This is a genomic window from Thalassococcus halodurans (assembly GCF_900108225.1).
Lineage (GTDB): Bacteria > Pseudomonadota > Alphaproteobacteria > Rhodobacterales > Rhodobacteraceae > Thalassococcus > Thalassococcus halodurans.
On record NZ_FNUZ01000004.1, the window covers coordinates 331342 to 349501 of the forward strand.

Genomic DNA, 18160 nt, shown 5'->3' on the forward strand with positions numbered 1-18160 from the left:
AGATGGCCGCTGCCGCGTCCGCCAAGCCTGATGCACCTCATATCCCCGTCCTTTTGCGTCCGCTGATCGAGGCGGTTTCGCCCGTTTCCGGCATATGGATCGACGGAACCTTTGGCGCAGGCGGCTATTCCCGCGCGTTGGTCGAAGCGGGCGCCGATCAGGTGATCGGGATCGACCGCGATCCCTTGGCCCACCAGATGGCTGAGCCGTGGCTGGCTGAGTTCGGCGGCAAGATCAAACTCGTTCAGGCTAATTTCGCAGATATGGATCAGGTCGCGTCCGACGTTGATGGCGTTGTTCTGGATCTTGGCGTCAGTTCGATGCAGTTGGATTTGGCTGATCGCGGCTTTTCCTTCATGAAGGAGGGCCCCTTGGACATGCGCATGTCGCAAGATGGTCCAAGCGCGGCTGATCTGGTCAACGAATTGGATGAGGTCGAACTGGCCGAAATCCTGTTTATCTACGGCGAAGAACGTGCCTCGCGCCGGATTGCGAAGGCGATTGTCAAAGCGCGCGCTGAAGAGCCGATCACGACAACTCTGCGTCTGGCCGAGATTGTCGAGGGCTGCTTGCCGCGTCCGAAACCCAATCAGTCCCATCCCGCGACACGCAGCTTTCAGGCGCTGCGGATTGCTGTGAACGACGAATACGACGCGCTGTATGAGGGCCTGATGGCCGCAGAACGCGCCTTGAAACCTGGCGGTTTGCTGGCCGTTGTGACGTTCCATTCGGTCGAAGACCGGATGGTGAAACGTTTCATGCAGTTGCGTGGCGGGAAAACTGGGCGGGCCAACCGCTATCAGCCGATGCAGGAAGAAGTTCCGGCGCAGTTCGAGATTCTGACGAATAAGGCCGTCGGACCGGACAAGACCGAACTGCAAGAAAATCCGCGGTCCCGTTCGGCCAAGCTGCGCGTAGCGCGGCGCACCGACGTGCCGACCGGTGACATCAACCCCAAAGACATCGCAATGCCACAGCTTAAGAAGGGCAAACACTGATGCGTACGCTGATTTATGTCATGACCTTTCTGTCGGTGATTGGCCTCGCGTTTTGGGCCTATCACGAGAATTACAAAACTCAGGCCGCGATTTCCGAGGTCGAGCGTTTGCAGCGCGACATCGGTCTGGCGCGGGAACGTCTGGCGGTTTTGCGGGCTGAATGGGCCTATCTGAACCGTCCCGACCGTCTGCGCGATCTGGCCGAGCTGAACTTTGACCGTCTGGGTCTGCTGCCGTTCCGCCCCGATCAGTTCGGACGTGCGGATCAGGTGGCTTATCCGGCACCACCCAGCCTTGATTTGTCGCAACCCGTTGATGTGACCAGCGCAGGAGCAGAGCAGCAGCCATGATCCGCACACCGCTTCGTCCGCTAGCCCGCATTCTGGACGCCCGTAAAAAGGGCGAAAATCCGGACGCCATCGAACGGGAAAACCTGCGCATCCGTCATGAACAGATGCGCGACAGCGCACGCACCCGCGCCGAAGGGCGTTTGCTGGTTCTCGGCGTCATGTTCTTTTGTGCCTTTTCGGTGGTCGGCGCGCGTATGGGGATGCTGTCTGCGTCCGAGCCGTCTGAGCCGCGCGCGCAGACGCAGGGCGCGTCTATCGTTGCTGCGCGTTCGGACATCGTGGACCGCAAGGGCCGTATCCTTGCGACCAACATGGAAACCCATTCGCTTTACGCCCATCCCCAGCAGATGATCGAACCCGAGCGGACGGCCAAAGCCTTGGTTCAGATTTTCCCCGAACTGGAAGAAGAACGTCTGATCAAGGACTTTTCCGGCAATCGCAAATTCGTCTGGGTCCGCAAGAAAATCTCGCCCGAACAAAAGCAAGCGGTGCACGATATCGGTGAACCTGGCCTGCTGTTCGGCCCGCGCGAAATGCGTCTTTATCCCAACGGTGCGCTGGCAGCCCACGTTCTGGGTGGCACCCGTTTCGGTCAGGAAGGCGTGCACTCTGCCGAGGTCGTTGGTACCGCCGGTCTTGAACGTTTCCTTGACGACGACCTGCGTGATCCCGCACGTGAAGGGCGCCCTGTGCAGTTGTCGCTGGACCTGACAGTTCAGTCGGCGGTCGAACGTGTTCTTGCAGGCGGCATGATGCTGATGAACGCCAAGGGCGCGACAGCGGTCCTTATGGATGTTCACACAGGCGAGGTCGTCTCGATCGCCTCGCTTCCCGATTTCGACCCCAACGATCGTCCTGCACCGCCTGTCGAAGGATCGCCCTCGGACAGTCCGCTGTTCAACCGAGCAGTTCAGGGTGTTTATGAACTGGGATCGACATTCAAAATTTTCACCACGGCACAAGCGATGGAATTAGGTCTGGTCAACGCGGAAACGATGATCGACACCAAGGGCCCGCTGCGCTGGGGTAAACACAAGATCCGCGACTTCCATGACTACGGCAAAGAGCTTTCGGTTACCAAGATCATCGTAAAGTCGTCCAACATCGGCACCGCGCGTATCGCGCAGATGATCGGTGTGGATCGTCAGAAGGATTTTCTAGGCAAGCTTGGCTTCTTTGAACCCACCAAGCTTGAGATCACCGAAGCCAAGGGCGGCAAACCCTTGCTGCCGCCAAACTGGTCTGAACTGTCGACGATGACGATCAGCTATGGCCACGGCCTATCCGCATCTCCGCTGCATTTGGCACAGGCTTATGCGACCATCGCGAACGGCGGCTATCAGGTGACGCCGACGTTGCTGAAGCAATCCGGCCCGCGCTACGGCGAACGCATCATGCGTCCTGACACAGCGGCTGCGGCGCGAACCATGCTGCGCAAGGTTGTGACCGAAGGTACAGCCAGCTTTGGTGAAGTGCCCGGCTACTACGTGGGTGGCAAAACCGGTACTGCCGACAAGCCCAAGGAACGCGGGGGCGGCTATTACAAAGACAAGGTCATCGCGACTTTCGCGTCGATGTTCCCTGCACATGATCCGAAATATGTGCTGGTCGTGACGCTGGACGAGCCGTCGGAAAACAGCGGTGACAAGCCGCGTCGTACCGCGGGTTGGACGGCTGTGCCTGTGGCCGCAGAAATGATCGGACGTATCGCGCCTTTGCTGGGCTTGCGTCCTGAATATGAACAAAACTCACCCGTGGTGATGACCTCGAACTAAGCCTTGATCATGGCAGGTCTTGCAGGTGGCAGCCGATTACGGGCATGAGGGGCAGGAACAATCGTTCGTGTCACGACATGTGGGGGCTGCTTTGAGCCAGAAGAAGACGTTAAGCGAATTGGGTTTGACAGCGCGCGGCGGACGCGAGGCCGTTGTGACCGGTTTGGTCGTAGACAGCCGGGAGGTGACAGAGGGCGTTCTGTTTGCCGCGCTGCCGGGGACCAATGTTCATGGCGCGCGTTTCATCCCCAATGCCTTGGCCGCAGGTGCAAACGTGATCCTGACCGACAGCGAAGGCGCAGAAGCCGCAGCCGAGGCCATCGCGGAATATGATCCGGCGATGGTTGTCGTATCTGATCCGCGTCAGACGTTGGCCTTTACGGCGGCGCTTTGGTTTGGCGCCCAGCCTGCGAACATGATTGCGGTCACCGGCACGAACGGCAAAACCAGTGTCGCCAGCTTTGCGCGCCGCATCTGGCAGGAACTGGGGCTTCAGGCGATCAATCTGGGCACAACGGGTGTCGAAGGCGACTGGCACGCGCCGTTGCATCACACAACACCCGAACCGATCACCCTGCACCGCGCTCTGGCCAGTGCCGCGCAGGCGGGGATCACCCACGCCGCGATGGAGGCCTCGAGCCACGGGCTGGAACAGCGCAGGCTGGATGGCGTGACGCTGAAGGCGGCGGGTTTCACGAATTTCACGCAGGACCATCTGGATTACCACGCCACTTTCGAGGACTACTTTGCCGCCAAGGCAGGGTTGTTCGCACGCGTTCTGCCCGAAGATGCGGCCGCGGTGATCAATATCGATGATCCCCGTGGGGTGGATATGGCGGCGATTGCGCAGGCGCGCGGGCAGGCGCTTTATACCGTTGGTCGTGCCGAAGGTGCCGATATTTGTCTGATGGGTCAGCGCTTTAACTCGACCGGTCAGGACATTCGCGTGCGGATGGACGGGACGGTGCGCCAGATGCACCTGAACCTGATCGGTGGGTTCCAAGGCGAAAACGTTTTGTTGGCGGCGGGTCTGGTTATTGCCTGTGGTGCCGACGCGGATGAGGTGTTCAACGTTCTGCCGCGTCTGGAAACCGTCCGTGGCCGGATGCAGCTGGCCGCGACGCGCGACAACGGGGCGTCTGTGTTTGTGGACTATGCTCATACCCCTGACGCCGTCGAAACCGCGATCACAGCGCTGCGCCCGCATGTGATGGGGCGTTTGGTGGCTATTATTGGCGCTGGTGGGGATCGTGATCCGGGAAAACGCCCGCTGATGGGCGCGGCGGCGGCAGAACATGCCGATCTGGTCATCGTGACCGACGACAACCCCCGAAGCGAAGACCCCGCAACGATCCGCGCCGCCGTGATGGAAGGCGCACCGGACGCGCTGGAAATCGGTGATCGGGCCGAGGCGATCCTGCGCGGGATTGATGCGCTTGAGGCCGGTGATGTTCTGCTGATCTGCGGCAAGGGGCATGAGACCGGACAAACCATTGGCGACACGGTCTATCCGTTCGATGACGCCGAACAGGCCAGCGTGGCCGTAGCAGCACTTGACGGGAAACTTGCATGACACTCTGGACCGCAACCGAGGCCGCAGCGGCAACCAAGGGCAAAGCCATCGGCGACTGGACCGTGAATGGTGTTTCCATCGACACGCGTACCATTCAAAAGGGCGATTTGTTTGTGGCCTTGAAGGCCGCACGTGACGGGCACGATTTTGTTGCGCAAGCCTTGGAAAACGGCGCTGGCGCTGCACTGGTCAGCCGCATTCCCGAAGGCGTCGCTGACGATGCACCGCTTTTGCTGGTGGATGATGTTCTGACAGGGCTTGAGGATCTGGGCCGTGCCGCCCGTGCGCGGACAACGGCCAAGGTCGTGGCGATCACCGGGTCTGTCGGCAAAACCTCGACCAAGGAAATGTTGCGCACTGTTCTGTCAGGGCAGGGCAAGACCCACGCAGCCGAGGCCAGCTATAACAACCATTGGGGCGTGCCCCTGACACTGGCCCGCATGCCCGCCGACACCGATTTCGCGGTGATCGAGATCGGCATGAACCATCCCGGTGAAATCGCACCCTTGGCCAAAATGGCCCGCCCGCATATCGCTGTTGTGACCATCGTCGCGCCGGCCCATCTGGCTGCATTCGAAAGCATCGAAGGCATTGCCCGCGAAAAGGCGTCGATCTTTGAGGGGCTAGAGGCAGGCGGCACCGCGATCCTGAACGGCGATCTGCCGACGACGCCGATCCTGATCGAAACGGCCGAGAAATATGCCGAACGCGTCGTGACGTTTGGCGAAGGCGCGGACAACCATCACCGCGCCACCGACATTCGCATCAAGGACACCACGACCGTGGCCCAAGGGCGCGGATGGCGCACGCCGCTGCTGTACAAGGTGCAGGCGCAAGGGCGTCATTTCGCGATCAACGGTTTGGCCGTTCTTGCTGTCGCGCAAACCCTTGGGCTGGATCGGGCCAAAAGCTATGCGGATTTGGGCCAATGGTTGCCCGGCGCGGGCCGTGGCCAACGCGAGGTTATTCCGCTGGACGCCGTCTATCCTGAAATGTCGATCGAGCTGATCGACGATTCCTACAACGCCAACCCCACATCCGTTGGTGCCGCGCTCGAGGTGTTGGCGGCTTCTGATGTGACCGATGGTTTGGGCCGCGTCGCCCGTGGCCGTCGTATCGCCTATCTGGGCGATATGCGTGAATTGGGCAAAGGCGAAAAGGAACTGCACGCGGCACTGGCGCAGCACCCGTCGATGGCCAAAATCGATCTGGTCCATTGCGTTGGCCCGCTGATGCGCGAATTGTGGAAGGCCTTGCCTGCGGAAAAACGCGGGCATTGGGCTGAAGACGTCGAAGCGATGCAGACGCGCCTTAGCAAAGACCTTGATGCAGGCGATGTTGTGCTTGTCAAAGCGTCGCTGTCCATGCGCTTGGGGCGTCTGGTTGACGCGATACGAAAAATGCGTCAAGGCCCCGCGCAATCTGAGTTATAAGACGATTACCGGTCCCGTTTGGACCCAAAAGACCGAGCAGAGATAAGGGGAAACACCATGCTGTACTGGCTGACCGAGCTTTCGGACGGGGGAGGGGTGTTCAACCTGTTCCGCTATATCACGTTCCGTGCCGGTGGTGCGTTTCTGACCGCTTTGTTGTTCGGTTTCCTGTTCGGTCCGCCGCTGATCAACGTGCTGCGCCGCAAGCAGGGCAAAGGCCAGCCGATCCGGAGCGATGGCCCCGAAAGCCACTTTGTAAAAGCAGGCACGCCGACCATGGGTGGTTTGCTGATTATTGGTGCTGTTATCACCTCGACCTTGCTGTGGGCGCGACTGGATAACCCCTTTGTCTGGTTGGTTCTTTTCGTCACGCTCAGCTATGCCGCCATCGGGTTTGCCGACGACTATGCCAAGGTGAAAAAGCAAAACACGGCAGGCGTTTCCGGCAAGGTGCGTCTGCTTTTGGGCTTCCTGATCGCCGCTGTTGCGGGCTTTTGGGCGACGCAATATCACCCCGATGCTCTGGCCAATCAACTGGCCTTCCCAATCTTTAAAGACACTCTGCTGAACCTCGGGTTCTTCTTTATCCCCTTCGCGGTGATCGTCATCGTGGGTTCTGCCAACGCGGTGAACCTGACCGATGGTTTGGACGGTCTGGCGATCATGCCGGTGATGATTGCGGCTGGTACGCTGGGCATCATTGCCTACGCCGTTGGTCGCGTGGACGTGACCGAATATCTGGACGTGCATTATGTGCCGGGTACGGGTGAAATCCTTGTCTTTACCGCAGGTATCTTTGGCGGTGGATTGGGCTTTCTTTGGTACAACGCCCCGCCTGCAGCTGTGTTCATGGGGGACACAGGTTCGCTGGCCTTGGGCGGCGCGCTGGGTGCTATTGCCGTTTCGACCAAGCACGAGATCGTTCTGGCCATTGTTGGCGGCCTGTTCGTAGTCGAGGCGCTGTCCGTGATCATTCAGGTTCTGTACTTCAAACGTACAGGCAAGCGCGTGTTCCTGATGGCGCCGATCCATCACCACTATGAGAAAAAGGGTTGGGCCGAGCCGCAGATCGTGATCCGCTTCTGGATCATCTCGCTGATCTTGGCGCTGATCGGTCTGGCGACGCTGAAGGTTCGCTAATCCCATATTTGTCCGAAGGAGTTGGGCGATGATACCGGTTCGGGGCTATGAAGGCCGTCAGGTGGCTGTTCTGGGTCTGGGGCGTAGCGGCCTGTCCGCTGCGCGCGCGCTGCGCGAAGGCGGGGCCATTCCGGTTGTTTGGGATGACAATGCTGCCGCCCGCGACAAGGCCGAAGGCGAAGGGTTCGAAGTGCGTGATCTGTCCCGCGACGGGGCGTTTGAAGACGTGGCCAGCCTGATCGTCAGCCCCGGCATTCCGCATCTTTATCCGAACCCCAATGCTGTGATCGCTTTGGCTTGGGACGCGGGCGTGCCCGTCGACAATGACATCGGGCTTTTCTTTGCCTCGCTCGGGCAGAATGAATGGAACAGCTACGACACCGTGCCGCGTGTTGTGGCCATCACCGGCTCCAACGGCAAATCCACCACCAGCGCGTTGCTTCATCACGTGCTGTCCGAATCCGGCCGCTCTTCGCAGCTGGCTGGGAACATTGGGCGAGGCGTTCTGGATATTGACCCGCCCGAAGATGGCGGTGTCGTGGTGTTGGAACTGTCCAGCTATCAAACCGATCTGGCGCGGTCGCTGACGCCGGATGTGGCGATCCTGACGAACATGTCGCCTGATCACCTCGACCGCCACGGCGGGTTTGGCGGCTATTTCGCGGCCAAGCGCCGGTTGTTTGCCGAAGGCGGGCCGGATCGTGCGGTTATCGGCGTGGATGAAAAAGAAGGTCGCTATCTGGCGAACCAACTGTCGGTCTCTGCCGAAGACGATCGGGTGATCCGGATTTCGTCCGGTCAAAAACTGACCGGCCCCGGCTGGCAGGTGTTCGTGCGCAAAGGGTTCTTGGCCGAATGGCGCAAGGGGCGTCAGGTGGGCTCGATCGATCTGCGCGATATTGCCGGACTTCCGGGTGCGCATAACCACCAAAACGCCTGTGCTGCTTATGCTGCTGCGCGCGCGCTGGGGCTTGGGCCCCGTCAGATCGAAGCGGCGTTCAAAACCTTTGCGGGCCTTCCGCACCGGTCGCAGGTCATCGCCGAGGCGGATGGCGTGCGCTATGTGAACGACTCGAAAGCCACGAACGTCGACAGCGCGTGTAAGGCGCTGCAGGCTTTTAACAACATCCGCTGGATTTGTGGTGGCCTGATGAAAGAGGGTGGTCTGGACGATCTGAAGGCAGGTCTACCCCATGTGACCAAAGCCTATGTGATTGGCCGCGAAGCTGCCCAGTTCGCACTGATGATCGATGGGGTCGAGGCCGAGATTTGCACCGATATGAAAACCGCTGTCGCCAAGGCCAAGGCTGATGCGCAAAGCGGTGATGTGGTTCTTCTGGCACCTGCTGCGGCAAGTTTCGATCAGTACGACAACTTCGAAAAACGCGGCGAAGATTTCGCGGCCTGCGTTCTGGCCGAGTTGGGGCAGGGTTAGGCTTTCGCCCGAATTTCCTGACCGGCGGCCCAGCCGGATGACCACGCCCACTGGAAATTATAGCCGCCCAGCCAGCCCGTGACGTCGACGGCCTCTCCGATGAAATAGAGGTTGGGCAGGTCTTTGGCGGCCATCGTCTTCGACGACAGCCCATCCGTGCTGACGCCGCCCAGCGTGACTTCAGCGGTGCGGTACCCTTCGGTGCCACCGGGAAACAGCTCCCATGCGGTGAAGGCCTGCTCCAGCGCATCAATGCGCGCGTCTGACAGGTCGCCCAGATTGCCGGACAGATCCATTTCCCCTTTCAGGAAATCGACCAACCGCTGCGGCATGAAGTTCGTCAGTTCAGTGGTCAGGTTCCGTTTGCCAATCTGCGTGCGCACGGTTTTCAGGTGCTGCGCCAGCGCGGCGGAGGGTAAAAGGTTGATGTGGATCGGTTGGCCCTCGGTCCAATAGCTGGAACACTGCAGCGCAGCAGGGCCTGACAGACCCCGATGGGTAAACAGCAGCGCCTCGTCAAAGCTGGGGCCTTGGGCATACATCCGGCAGGGCTGAGCCACGCCTGCGAGCGCCTTGAAGCGACCTTCGGGGAAGGTGAAGGGTACAAGGGCAGGGCGCGTTTCTGTGACCGTCTGACCAAACTGGCGCGCGATATCATAGGCCAGTCCTGTCGCGCCCATCTTGGGGATGGATTTGCCACCGGTCGCGACCACCAGATTGCGCGCCTGTACCGTCTTACGCTTGCCGCCACTTTCCAGAACAGCCGTAAACATGCCATCCGCGTGGCTCAGGTCCGCCAATGAGGTTTGCAGCCACAAAGACGCACCTGCCTTGGCCATCTCATCCATCAACATCGCAATGATGTCTTTGGCGCTGTTGTCGCAAAAAAGCTGGCCCAGCGTCTTTTCATGCCATGCGATTCCGTGTTGACCCACCAGTTCGATAAAGTCCCACTGGGTGTAGCGGCTTAACGCGGATTTGTGGAAATGCGGGTTCTGACCCAGATAGTTTTCCGGCTGAATATCAAGGTTCGTAAAGTTACAGCGACCGCCACCAGAAATACGGATTTTCTCGCCCGCGGCCTTGGCGTGATCAATGACCAGCGTCCGCTCACCCGTCTGGATGGCGCACATCATGCCGGCGGCTCCGGCCCCAAGGATCAGCGTGTCGATTTGCATGGTCGTCAGGTGGCACGCCCGTCCGCCTATCGCAAGGGCATTGGTCGGCAAAATTTTGGTCAGCTGCGTGGCGCAGTCTTTCAAAGCGCCAGCGATGTGCTACAAATCGGCCAGTACGCGTTCGCAAAGAAACGCAGGCACGAGTGCACCAAGGGGCCGCTAGCGCGGTATGGGGTTTATGAGCGAAACAATCGTTATGTTGCCGGGCCTTATGTGTGACGCCCGCCTGTTCCAGCATCAGATTGCCACGCTGTCCCGTTTCCGTCCTGTCATGGTTCTGCCGACTGCAATGGGCGAGCGGATCGAGGAAATTGCATCGGGCCTGTTGACGGCGCTTCCCAGCAAAATTGCTTTGGTCGGTCACGGATTTGGCGGCGTCGTCGCGATGGAGATCTTGCGCCGCGCGCCGGATCGCGTGGCGCGGCTTGCGTTGATCTCAAGCTCGCCACTGGCGGAAACGCCGCAAAGCGCGGCTGAGAGGGAACCACGCCTGATCGCGGCGCGGGCAGGGCGTCTGGCTGATGTGATCCGCGAAGAAGTCCCGATGACCTGCCTAGCGCCCACACCGGCCCGTGCTGCGGTGGCCCATGAGTTGCAGGTGATGGCCGCTGATCTCGGGGTCGAGGCCTACATCCGCCAGTTCCGTGCACTGCAGCGCCGTCGCGACCAACAGGGCACGCTGCGCCGCTGTAAGGCACCAACATTGGTGATGTGCGGTGAAGCCGATCAGATATGCACCGAAAAACGACAGGCCTTTCTGGCTGATCTGATGCCGGATGCCCAATTGGCGGTGATCAAGGATGCGGGCCATGTGCCCAGTCTGGAAGCCCCCGAGGCGGTGACGGATGCGCTTTTGGATTGGCTGCGCCGTCCGTTCGTTCTGCGCTAATTGCCAAAGCACTCTGCTATTCCCATTGACCGCTGGCACAGCGATGCGTATGCGCGTCGTCGCGTGGAGGGCTGGATGGCCGCGGGCCTGATGGTCCGAGGAAAGTCCGGACTCCCTGAAGCAACGGTGCCGGGTAACGCCCGGGCAGGGCAACCTGACGGATAGCGCCACAGAAAACAGACCGCCGCGTTCACGCGGTAAGGGTGAAACGGTGGGGTAAGAGCCCACCGGGGGGCTGGTAACAGTTCCCGCACGGCAAGCCCCACCGGGAGCAATGCCAAATAGGGACCCCGCGCGGGGCATGATCTGGGGGTGACCCCGGATATCGCCGTAGGGCCGCTTCAGCCCGAGGGGTCCGGGTTGGCAGCTTGAACCGTTCGGCAACGGACGGTCTAGAGGAATGGTCGTCGAACCACAGACCATGGTTTGTGGGGAACAAAATCCGGCTTATAGGCTCTCCGCGCATATTAAACCGCTGAGGTGGTTGACTCGGGCGCTACCATCGGTAAAAGGCGGGCTTCAAAGCATTCTACGGGCCGCCCGTGCCTGTCGCAGGAGAACTAAAATGGCGAAGCCGACAACGATTAAAATCCGCCTGAATTCGTCCGCAGGCACAGGCCACTTCTATGTGACCAAGAAAAACGCGCGTACGATGACAGAAAAGATGGTTGTTCGTAAGTACGACCCCGTCGCGCGCAAGCACGTCGAATACAAGGAAGGCAAGATTAAGTAATCTTGCGAATCCTTTCGGAATTTTAGCGCCGGTCTGGTAACCAGACCGGCGCTTTTTGCTTTTGATCACATTAACTCTTGGCGTTTAGGGCAACAGGGCTAATTCCCGTCAGGGAGGTACCCAAATGGCCAAGAAGACCAACCTGATAATTCGCCAAGCGGATCCATCAGATTTTGAAGCAGTTGATAGATTGTTCGGCCGGTCCTATCCGGTTTTGTTGCAAGGGCACTATTCTCCGGCCACATATATTTCTGCACTTCCGGTCATTTCCCGCGCTCAGCCCGAGCTTTTGGCGTCTGGCCTTTTCTTTGTGGTCGAGGATGAAAACAAAGATGTGGTTGCCGCTGGTGGATGGAGTATGGAGCCGCCCAAAGGCGGACAAGGGATGCGCGGTGTGGGGCATGTGCGCCATGTGGCGACGGATCATCGACGTCTGCGACAGGGAATCGGTCGGGCGCTTATCACGCATATCAAGTTACACGCCAAAGGATCGGGGATGATGAAGCTTCAATGTTTCAGCACATTGAATGCCGAAGCGTTCTACACCGCCAATGGCTTTACGTCTTTGGGGGAAGGCGAGGTGCAATTGAGCGGTGGCATCGGTTTCTCGGTGATTGTGATGGAATGCCTGCTTTGATCGCAGCTGCGGTGTAGGCAAAAGAAAAGGCCGGTCGCGATGACCGGCCTTTCTTTTTTGTCGTTCTGGCTGCGATTATTCGCGGTTGCCCAGGAACTGCAGCAGGAACATGAACATGTTGATGAAGTCGAGGTACAGGCTCAGCGCGCCCATGATCGCCGACTTGCCCAGCCACTCGCTGTCGCCATAGCGGGCATGTTCGATGTAATCTGTCTTGATCTTCTGTGTATCGTAGGCTGTGAGGCCAGCGAAGATCAGAACACCGATCACCGAGATCACCAGCGACAGAACGCCGGAACCAAGGAAGAGGTTCACGATCGACGCGACGATCAGACCAATCAGACCCATCAGAAGGAATGTACCGAAGCCGGACAGATCCTTCTTGGTGGTGTAGCCATAGAGCGACAGGCCCGCAAAGGCGATGGCTGTCACAAGGAACGTCTGCGCAATCGAAACGCCAGTGAAGACGATGAAGATCGAGCTGATGGAGATACCCATCACAGCGGCGAAGGCATAGAATACGACCTGTGCTGTCGCCGCGGACATGCGGTTAATGCCAGCCGAGAAGCCGAAGACGAACAGCAGCGGTGCGAACATGATGACCCATTTCAGCGGGGACGCGTACAGCGCATAGCCCAGACCGGTCAGGTACTGGTCAGCACTGATCTGCGCAGATGCCTGCGACGGATCGGTTGTGACGGCCAGACCGGACAGGGCCCATGCCGCAGCAAATGTGATCAGCATGCCTACGGACATTGTGCCGTAAACTTTGTTCATGTGGGCGCGAAGGCCCTCGTCGATATGGGCTGTGCGAGCGCCTGTTGCGACGCCAGCACGGACATTATCAAATTCTGCCATGTCTTTCTCCGAATTGGACAAGCCCGGCGACCGCCGGATTTCTACTCCAATATCGGAATGCGGGCCCCTTTTTTCAAGGATTTAAAGGGGCCAAGCACCGAGATTTTTAAATATTATCCGCGCCAGTGGTTCGGGACGTCCCAAAACTGCCGTTCGGCTTCCTGCCGGGCGTCTTCAGGTGTCAGTCCGATGTCCCGTAGTTGGTGGTCATCGAGCGCCGCCAAGGCGCGGCGCTGGCGGGCCAGACGGATCATTGCAACGATTTTGCTAAAGAACTGGCCGCTGCGGGGCAGGGGGAGAATGCGTGTGCGAATATCTTGCATGATTGCCTTCCTTCTTGTGATGTATTGGCGTTCAAATATTTCCTGTGTTGATATATCGCCCTGCGTGTCGTATTCGTAAAACGAATGTTTTTGATTTTAATGATCACGGATTGTGATGAATGAGAAATCTTGATCTAGGCGTGCTGCGGTCCTTTATGACCGTCGCTGATGCAGGCGGTGTGACCCGCGCGGCTGGCATTCTGAATTTGACGCAATCAGCCGTCTCAATGCAGTTGAAGCGTTTGGAAGAAACGCTGGGCGTTCCCTTGCTGGAACGGTCGGGGCGGGGGCTGCGCCTCACATCTTCGGGTGAACAGTTGCTGCACTACAGCCGCAAGCTGGTGGCCCTGAACGATGAGGCATGGGGCAAGCTGACGGCAGAGGACTATGAGGGCGAGCTGCGGCTTGGTGTTCCGCATGACGTGATCTACCCAACCATTCCTCAGGTGCTTAAGAAGTTCTCGGCAGATTTTCCGCGAATGAAAGTGCAGTTGATTTCCCTGCCCTCGCTGACGCTGAAAAAACAGTTCGCTCAAGGGGAGTGTGACCTGATCCTGACGACCGAACTGCAGCCAGACGCAGGGGGCGAAATCCTTGCCCTAAAAAAACTGGTATGGATCGGGGCGATTAATGGCAGCACATGGCGCGAGAGGCCCTTGCGCGTTGCTTTCTGTTCAAACTGCATCTTCCGTCCGGGCACCGTCGAAGAGCTCGGGAAAAGCGGCATCCCTTGGGAATATGCCGTGGATTCCGAAAACGACAACGCGGTCGAGGCCGCTGTTAGTGCCGATCTGGCCATTCACGTGACGATGGAAGGTAATTTGCCTGCGCAGACCGAAGCGATTGATCACGGCGATAGCCTGCCTGATCCCGGACGCACCGGGATCGTAATGTATGTTCAAAAATCGGCTTCGACCCCCATTGCTGGGATGGCAGATATTTTGCGGGCGGCTTTTGCGGCCGCCTGAGCCGTCACATCGTGATGACGACCTTGCCGGTGGATTTGCGCTTGGCCAATAGGTCCAGACCTTCGGCAGCTTGTTCCAGCGGTAGGACGTGGCTGACGTGCGGCTTGATTTTGCCCTCGCAGAACCAGTCCATCAACGTCGCCAGACTGTCTGTCAGTGCCTTGGGGTTAAACGCCAGATAGCCGCCCCAATACAGGCCCATCACGGTAATGTTCTTGACCAACAGGTGGTTGGCTTTGATTTGCGGGACGTCGCCGGATGCAAACCCGATCGGCAGTACGCGGGCTTCGGGGTTACAGGCGCGGAACGCGGCGATGAACTGATCGCCCCCGACGGGATCATACACGACATCCGCACCGCCAAGCGCCTTCATTTCGGCCCGAATGTCTTGGCTTGAGGCATCGATCAGGTGATCGGCCCCCATGGCCTTGGCCGCAGCCAGCTTTTCTTCGCCACGAGCGCAAGCGACAACTGTTGCGCCCATGACTTTACCGATCTCAACCGCGGTTAGCCCCACGCCACCCGCAGCGCCCAAAACCAAAAGCGTTTCACCGGGCTTCAGATGCGCACGGTGATCCAGTGCCAGGTGGCTGGTGCCATAGGCGACCTGAAAGGCGGCGGCATTCACGAAATCCATCTGGTCGGGCAATTTGACCGCGCGCGACGCATCATAAACGCCGTATTCAGCAAGGCCGCCTTGGCCGCCGAATACCGCAATCCGGTCGCCGATCACGAAATTTTCAACGCCTGCACCCAGTTTTTCGACCGTTCCGGCAACTTCCATCCCTAACACAAAGGGAAGTTGTGGCGTTTCTTGGTAGGTCCCTTTGATCATTAGGAGGTCAGCGAAATTGAGGCCACAGGCTTCAATCTTCACCAGAATTTGATTCTCACCGGGCTCTGGACGGTCGGTTTCGACCAGTTCCGGGCTAGCTTCGTGAGATGTGACTGTAAAAGCGCGCATTCTGCTGTTCCTCCGTCGTTGATGTTTGATGCGGATTTGTGAGTGCAAGGTCAACTGCGACGTCTGGTCCGTTTTTCCAGGCGCTAAATTCCTATCGCCTTTAAATTGAGTGAAATTAATCAATTCCACTTTTAGTAATAGATTTGCTTGCCCCGTATAGCGGGAATGTAGTAGAAAGGTCTGACGCTAAGGGGGTGCTGGCGTTTGAGTCGGTGGATCGGGTGCCACGCCGCAAGGCCTGGTCCTTTTTCACTTTTGAAATGGTTTCAAACCCAAGGGGTAATTGGATGACACATCCTGTAGACGTGCATGTCGGAAAACGTATCCGACACCGGCGGTGGCTGGTTGGCATGACCCAGCAGCAGCTCGCCGAAAAAGTTGGGATCAAGTTCCAGCAAATCCAGAAATACGAAACAGGCGCAAACCGCGTCAGCGCATCGCGCCTATGGGACATCTCTGATGCACTTGAGGTTCCGGTCAGCTTCTTCTTCGAAGGGATCGACTCGGAAGCGTCTGAAAACACCAGCGCAGCGAGCGTTCCGTCCGATCTGATGGGCGATAAAGAAGCGCTGGATCTTGTGCGTTCGTATTATGCGATTCCGGAAAACCAGCGCCGTCGTTTGTTCGAACTGGCGCGTGTTCTGTCCGACGTTGCATAATTCAGCTTTTCCGGCGGGGTGCGATTGTCCCGCCGGACATTCTCCGATAGCCAAGGCCTGAGCGATACGGAGATGCATGATGACGCAGGCCCAAACTCCTGAAACACAACAATTGATCGAAACGGCACATGCGTTGGCTGATGCTGCACGTGCTGCGATCTTGCCTGTGTTCCGTGGCGCTGACCTTTCTATCGAAAATAAGCTGGACGGCGGATTTGATCCGGTCACCGTGGCAGACAAAGCGGCCGAGCGCGCAATGCGGGCGATACTGGCCGAACGACGCCCTGATGACGGCATTCTGGGCGAAGAATATGGCCATGCAGAGGGGACCAGCGGCTGGACGTGGGTGCTTGATCCGATCGATGGCACGCGCGCGTTTATGGCCGGTGCGCCGACGTGGGGCGTGCTGATTGCTGTGTCCGATGAGGCTGGCCCAAAGTTCGGCATCGTGGATCAGCCTTATATCGGGGAACGGTTCTGCGGCGGCTTTGGTCTGTCTACCTACTCCGGTCCGATGGGCGACCGGCCCTTAGGCACGCGCGCCACCCGCGACTTGTCTGACGCCGTGATCATGACAACATTTCCCGAAGTCGGAACGCCCGATGAAATGGGCGCCTTTCAAAGGGTTGCCGAAAAATGCAAGCTGACGCGCTATGGGATGGACTGCTATGCATACGCTCTGATTGCTGCGGGGCAGATCGATCTGGTGATTGAGGCTGGCCTGAATGCATACGATATTCAGGCACCCATGGCGGTGATCGAGGCCGCAGGCGGGATCGTGACGGATTGGAATGGAAATCCGGCGCATAATGGTGGGCAGGTTATTGCTGCTGCCAACGCGGATATCCATGCACAGGCGCTTGCCGCAATCCAAAAGCGATAAAAAGACCTAGGGTAGTGATATGACCGAATTTCTGATCCGGAATGCTCACACAATTCTGACGATGAATGACACCGGATCAGAGTTGACCGGCCACGACCTGTTGCTGCGCGACGGTGTCATTGCGGAAATCGGTGTCGGCCTGTCGACATCAGGCGAGGTGGTGGACGCGAAAAACTGCGTCGTCACACCGGGCTTGGTTAATACGCATCACCATCTGTACCAAACCCTGACCCGTGCCGTACCGGGAGGGCAGGATGCGCTGCTTTTCGGTTGGTTGAAAACGCTCTACCCGATCTGGTCCCGCTTCGGCCCCGATGAGATGCGCGTGTCTGCGTTGATCGGTCTGGCGGAACTGGCGCTAAGTGGCTGCACCCTGACGTCTGATCATCTCTACCTCTATCCCAATGGCGCGCGCCTTGATGACACCATTGACGCCGCACGCGAGATCGGGCTGCGGTTTCATGCGACGCGCGGCGCGATGTCGATTGGCGAAAGCAGCGGTGGTCTGCCGCCGGACAGTCTTGTCGAGAACGAAGACGCCATTCTGAACGATTGCGTCCGTGTGATCGACGCGTTCCATGACCCTAGTGAAGGCGCGATGGTCCGCGTCGGTGTTGCGCCGTGTTCGCCTTTTTCCGTCAGCCGCGAATTGATGCGGGATGCCGCGATTTTGGCGCGGGACAAGGGGGTGATGTTGCACACCCATCTTGCTGAAAACGAAGAAGATATTGCCTATAGCCTTGAAACCTTCGGCTGCCGTCCCGGCCAATATGCCGAGGATTTGGGCTGGACAGGATCGGACGTTTGGCATGCGCATTGTGTCAAACTCGATGGTCGTGAAATCCGCCTGTTCGCAAACAGCCGCACGGGCGTCGCGCACTGCCCTTGTTCGAATTGCCGTCTTGGCTCGGGGATCGCTCCGGTGCGGGCGATGCGGGATGCCGGGGTGCCTGTGGGGCTGGGGGTAGACGGGTCGGCATCAAATGATGCGGGCAACCTGATGGCCGAGGCGCGCCAGACCATGCTGTTGCAACGTGTGGCCAACGGTGCCGACGCCATAAGCGCGCGCGAGGCGCTTTACATTGCGACACGCGGCGGGGCCGAGGTTTTGGGGCGCACCGATTGCGGGCAGGTCGCTGTTGGGAAGCGGGCCGATATTGCGATTTGGGACGTGTCAGGCATCGAAAGCGCAGGCAGCTGGGACCCCGCGGCGCTGCTGTTGGCAGGCCCAATGCAGGTGCGTGATTTGTTTGTGGAAGGTCGCCAGATTGTTCGGGACGGGCATATCTCAACCATTCCGCTGGCGCAGGTAATCAATCAGCAAAACACATTGGCGCGTGCACTGGTGGACGCATAAAAAAAGC

At 58.8% G+C, this 18160-nt stretch carries 18 protein-coding genes and 1 other RNA gene; 15 read left to right on the plus strand and 4 right to left on the minus strand.

Going from position 1 to position 18160, the window contains the following annotated elements:
* The first annotated feature begins 2 nt into the window (after positions 1 to 2).
* From rsmH to murD, 7 genes are all read left to right on the plus strand, one after another.
* Positions 3 to 998 (plus strand): 16S rRNA (cytosine(1402)-N(4))-methyltransferase RsmH, encoded by a 996-nt coding sequence (gene rsmH / locus C4S59_RS14100; RefSeq protein ID WP_103911160.1) that lies wholly within the window; start codon positions 3 to 5, stop codon positions 996 to 998.
* Positions 998 to 1348, plus strand: a complete 351-nt coding sequence (ftsL, locus tag C4S59_RS14105; protein WP_103911161.1) for a cell division protein FtsL — start codon at positions 998 to 1000, stop codon at positions 1346 to 1348. The genes rsmH and ftsL overlap by 1 nt, the downstream gene beginning before the upstream one ends.
* Positions 1345 to 3123 carry a peptidoglycan D,D-transpeptidase FtsI family protein gene (locus C4S59_RS14110; protein WP_103911162.1) on the plus strand — a complete coding sequence of 593 codons (1779 nt, stop codon included), beginning with the start codon at positions 1345 to 1347 and terminating at the stop codon, positions 3121 to 3123. Before ftsL ends, C4S59_RS14110 begins: the two co-directional genes overlap by 4 nt.
* A gap of 91 nt (positions 3124 to 3214) precedes the next feature.
* Positions 3215 to 4696 carry a UDP-N-acetylmuramoyl-L-alanyl-D-glutamate--2,6-diaminopimelate ligase gene (locus tag C4S59_RS14115; RefSeq protein ID WP_103911163.1) on the plus strand — a complete coding sequence of 494 codons (1482 nt, stop codon included), beginning with the start codon at positions 3215 to 3217 and terminating at the stop codon, positions 4694 to 4696.
* The gene (locus C4S59_RS14120) at positions 4693 to 6129 is read left to right on the plus strand and encodes a UDP-N-acetylmuramoyl-tripeptide--D-alanyl-D-alanine ligase (protein ID WP_103911164.1); all 1437 of its coding nucleotides are present in this window, start codon (positions 4693 to 4695) and stop codon (positions 6127 to 6129) included. Before C4S59_RS14115 ends, C4S59_RS14120 begins: the two co-directional genes overlap by 4 nt.
* A 57-nt stretch (positions 6130 to 6186) precedes the next feature.
* Positions 6187 to 7269 carry a phospho-N-acetylmuramoyl-pentapeptide-transferase gene (mraY, locus tag C4S59_RS14125; protein WP_103911165.1) on the plus strand — a complete coding sequence of 361 codons (1083 nt, stop codon included), beginning with the start codon at positions 6187 to 6189 and terminating at the stop codon, positions 7267 to 7269.
* A 28-nt stretch (positions 7270 to 7297) separates the two neighbouring features.
* Positions 7298 to 8704, plus strand: a complete 1407-nt coding sequence (gene murD / locus C4S59_RS14130) for a UDP-N-acetylmuramoyl-L-alanine--D-glutamate ligase (RefSeq protein ID WP_103911166.1) — start codon at positions 7298 to 7300, stop codon at positions 8702 to 8704.
* Here the strand turns inward: murD and C4S59_RS14135 are convergent.
* On the minus strand, positions 8701 to 9882 hold the full coding sequence (locus tag C4S59_RS14135; RefSeq protein ID WP_103911167.1) for a BaiN/RdsA family NAD(P)/FAD-dependent oxidoreductase: 1182 nt from the start codon (positions 9880 to 9882) through the stop codon (positions 8701 to 8703). The two genes, murD and C4S59_RS14135, sit on opposite strands and share 4 nt — an antisense overlap.
* A 178-nt stretch (positions 9883 to 10060) precedes the next feature.
* On the opposite strand from C4S59_RS14135, the gene C4S59_RS14140 reads away from it, so the two are divergent.
* The 4 genes from C4S59_RS14140 (at position 10061) to C4S59_RS14155 (ending at position 12141) form a co-directional block, all read left to right on the plus strand.
* A complete protein-coding gene (locus C4S59_RS14140) occupies positions 10061 to 10771 on the plus strand; it encodes an alpha/beta fold hydrolase (RefSeq protein ID WP_103911249.1) in 711 nt (236 codons plus the stop codon).
* A 63-nt stretch (positions 10772 to 10834) separates the two neighbouring features.
* An RNA gene (rnpB, locus tag C4S59_RS14145) (RNase P RNA component class A) lies at positions 10835 to 11237 on the plus strand.
* Positions 11238 to 11336: 99 nt separating this feature from the next.
* Positions 11337 to 11504, plus strand: coding sequence for a 50S ribosomal protein L33 (gene rpmG, locus C4S59_RS14150; protein ID WP_011454349.1), 168 nt, complete (start codon positions 11337 to 11339; stop codon positions 11502 to 11504).
* Between the two features lie 124 nt (positions 11505 to 11628).
* Positions 11629 to 12141 (plus strand): GNAT family N-acetyltransferase, encoded by a 513-nt coding sequence (locus C4S59_RS14155; protein WP_103911168.1) that lies wholly within the window; start codon positions 11629 to 11631, stop codon positions 12139 to 12141.
* 75 nt (positions 12142 to 12216) lie between these two features.
* Here C4S59_RS14155 and C4S59_RS14160 read toward each other — a convergent pair whose 3' ends face one another.
* Together C4S59_RS14160 and C4S59_RS14165 are read right to left on the minus strand one after the other, a co-directional pair.
* A complete protein-coding gene (locus C4S59_RS14160) occupies positions 12217 to 12999 on the minus strand; it encodes a Bax inhibitor-1/YccA family protein (protein WP_103911169.1) in 783 nt (260 codons plus the stop codon).
* Positions 13000 to 13112: 113 nt separating this feature from the next.
* Positions 13113 to 13322 carry a DUF1127 domain-containing protein gene (locus C4S59_RS14165; RefSeq protein ID WP_103911170.1) on the minus strand — a complete coding sequence of 70 codons (210 nt, stop codon included), beginning with the start codon at positions 13320 to 13322 and terminating at the stop codon, positions 13113 to 13115.
* A gap of 119 nt (positions 13323 to 13441) precedes the next feature.
* On the opposite strand from C4S59_RS14165, the gene C4S59_RS14170 reads away from it, so the two are divergent.
* Positions 13442 to 14290, plus strand: a complete 849-nt coding sequence (locus C4S59_RS14170; RefSeq protein ID WP_103911171.1) for a LysR family transcriptional regulator — start codon at positions 13442 to 13444, stop codon at positions 14288 to 14290.
* 4 nt (positions 14291 to 14294) lie between these two features.
* Here C4S59_RS14170 and C4S59_RS14175 read toward each other — a convergent pair whose 3' ends face one another.
* The gene (locus tag C4S59_RS14175) at positions 14295 to 15254 is read right to left on the minus strand and encodes an NADPH:quinone oxidoreductase family protein (RefSeq protein WP_103911172.1); all 960 of its coding nucleotides are present in this window, start codon (positions 15252 to 15254) and stop codon (positions 14295 to 14297) included.
* A gap of 287 nt (positions 15255 to 15541) precedes the next feature.
* Here C4S59_RS14175 and C4S59_RS14180 point away from each other — a divergent pair, with 287 nt between their 5' ends.
* The 3 genes from C4S59_RS14180 to C4S59_RS14190 all read left to right on the plus strand — a co-directional run bounded on the left by C4S59_RS14180 (position 15542) and on the right by C4S59_RS14190 (position 18153).
* Positions 15542 to 15913, plus strand: a complete 372-nt coding sequence (locus tag C4S59_RS14180) for a helix-turn-helix domain-containing protein (protein ID WP_103911250.1) — start codon at positions 15542 to 15544, stop codon at positions 15911 to 15913.
* A 79-nt stretch (positions 15914 to 15992) separates the two neighbouring features.
* Positions 15993 to 16796: a histidinol-phosphatase gene (gene hisN, locus C4S59_RS14185; RefSeq protein ID WP_103911251.1), complete on the plus strand. Its 804-nt coding sequence runs from the start codon at positions 15993 to 15995 to the stop codon at positions 16794 to 16796.
* A 19-nt stretch (positions 16797 to 16815) separates the two neighbouring features.
* Entirely contained in the window at positions 16816 to 18153 is a 1338-nt protein-coding gene (locus C4S59_RS14190) for an 8-oxoguanine deaminase (RefSeq protein ID WP_103911173.1), read from the plus strand.
* The last annotated feature ends 7 nt before the right edge of the window (positions 18154 to 18160 follow it).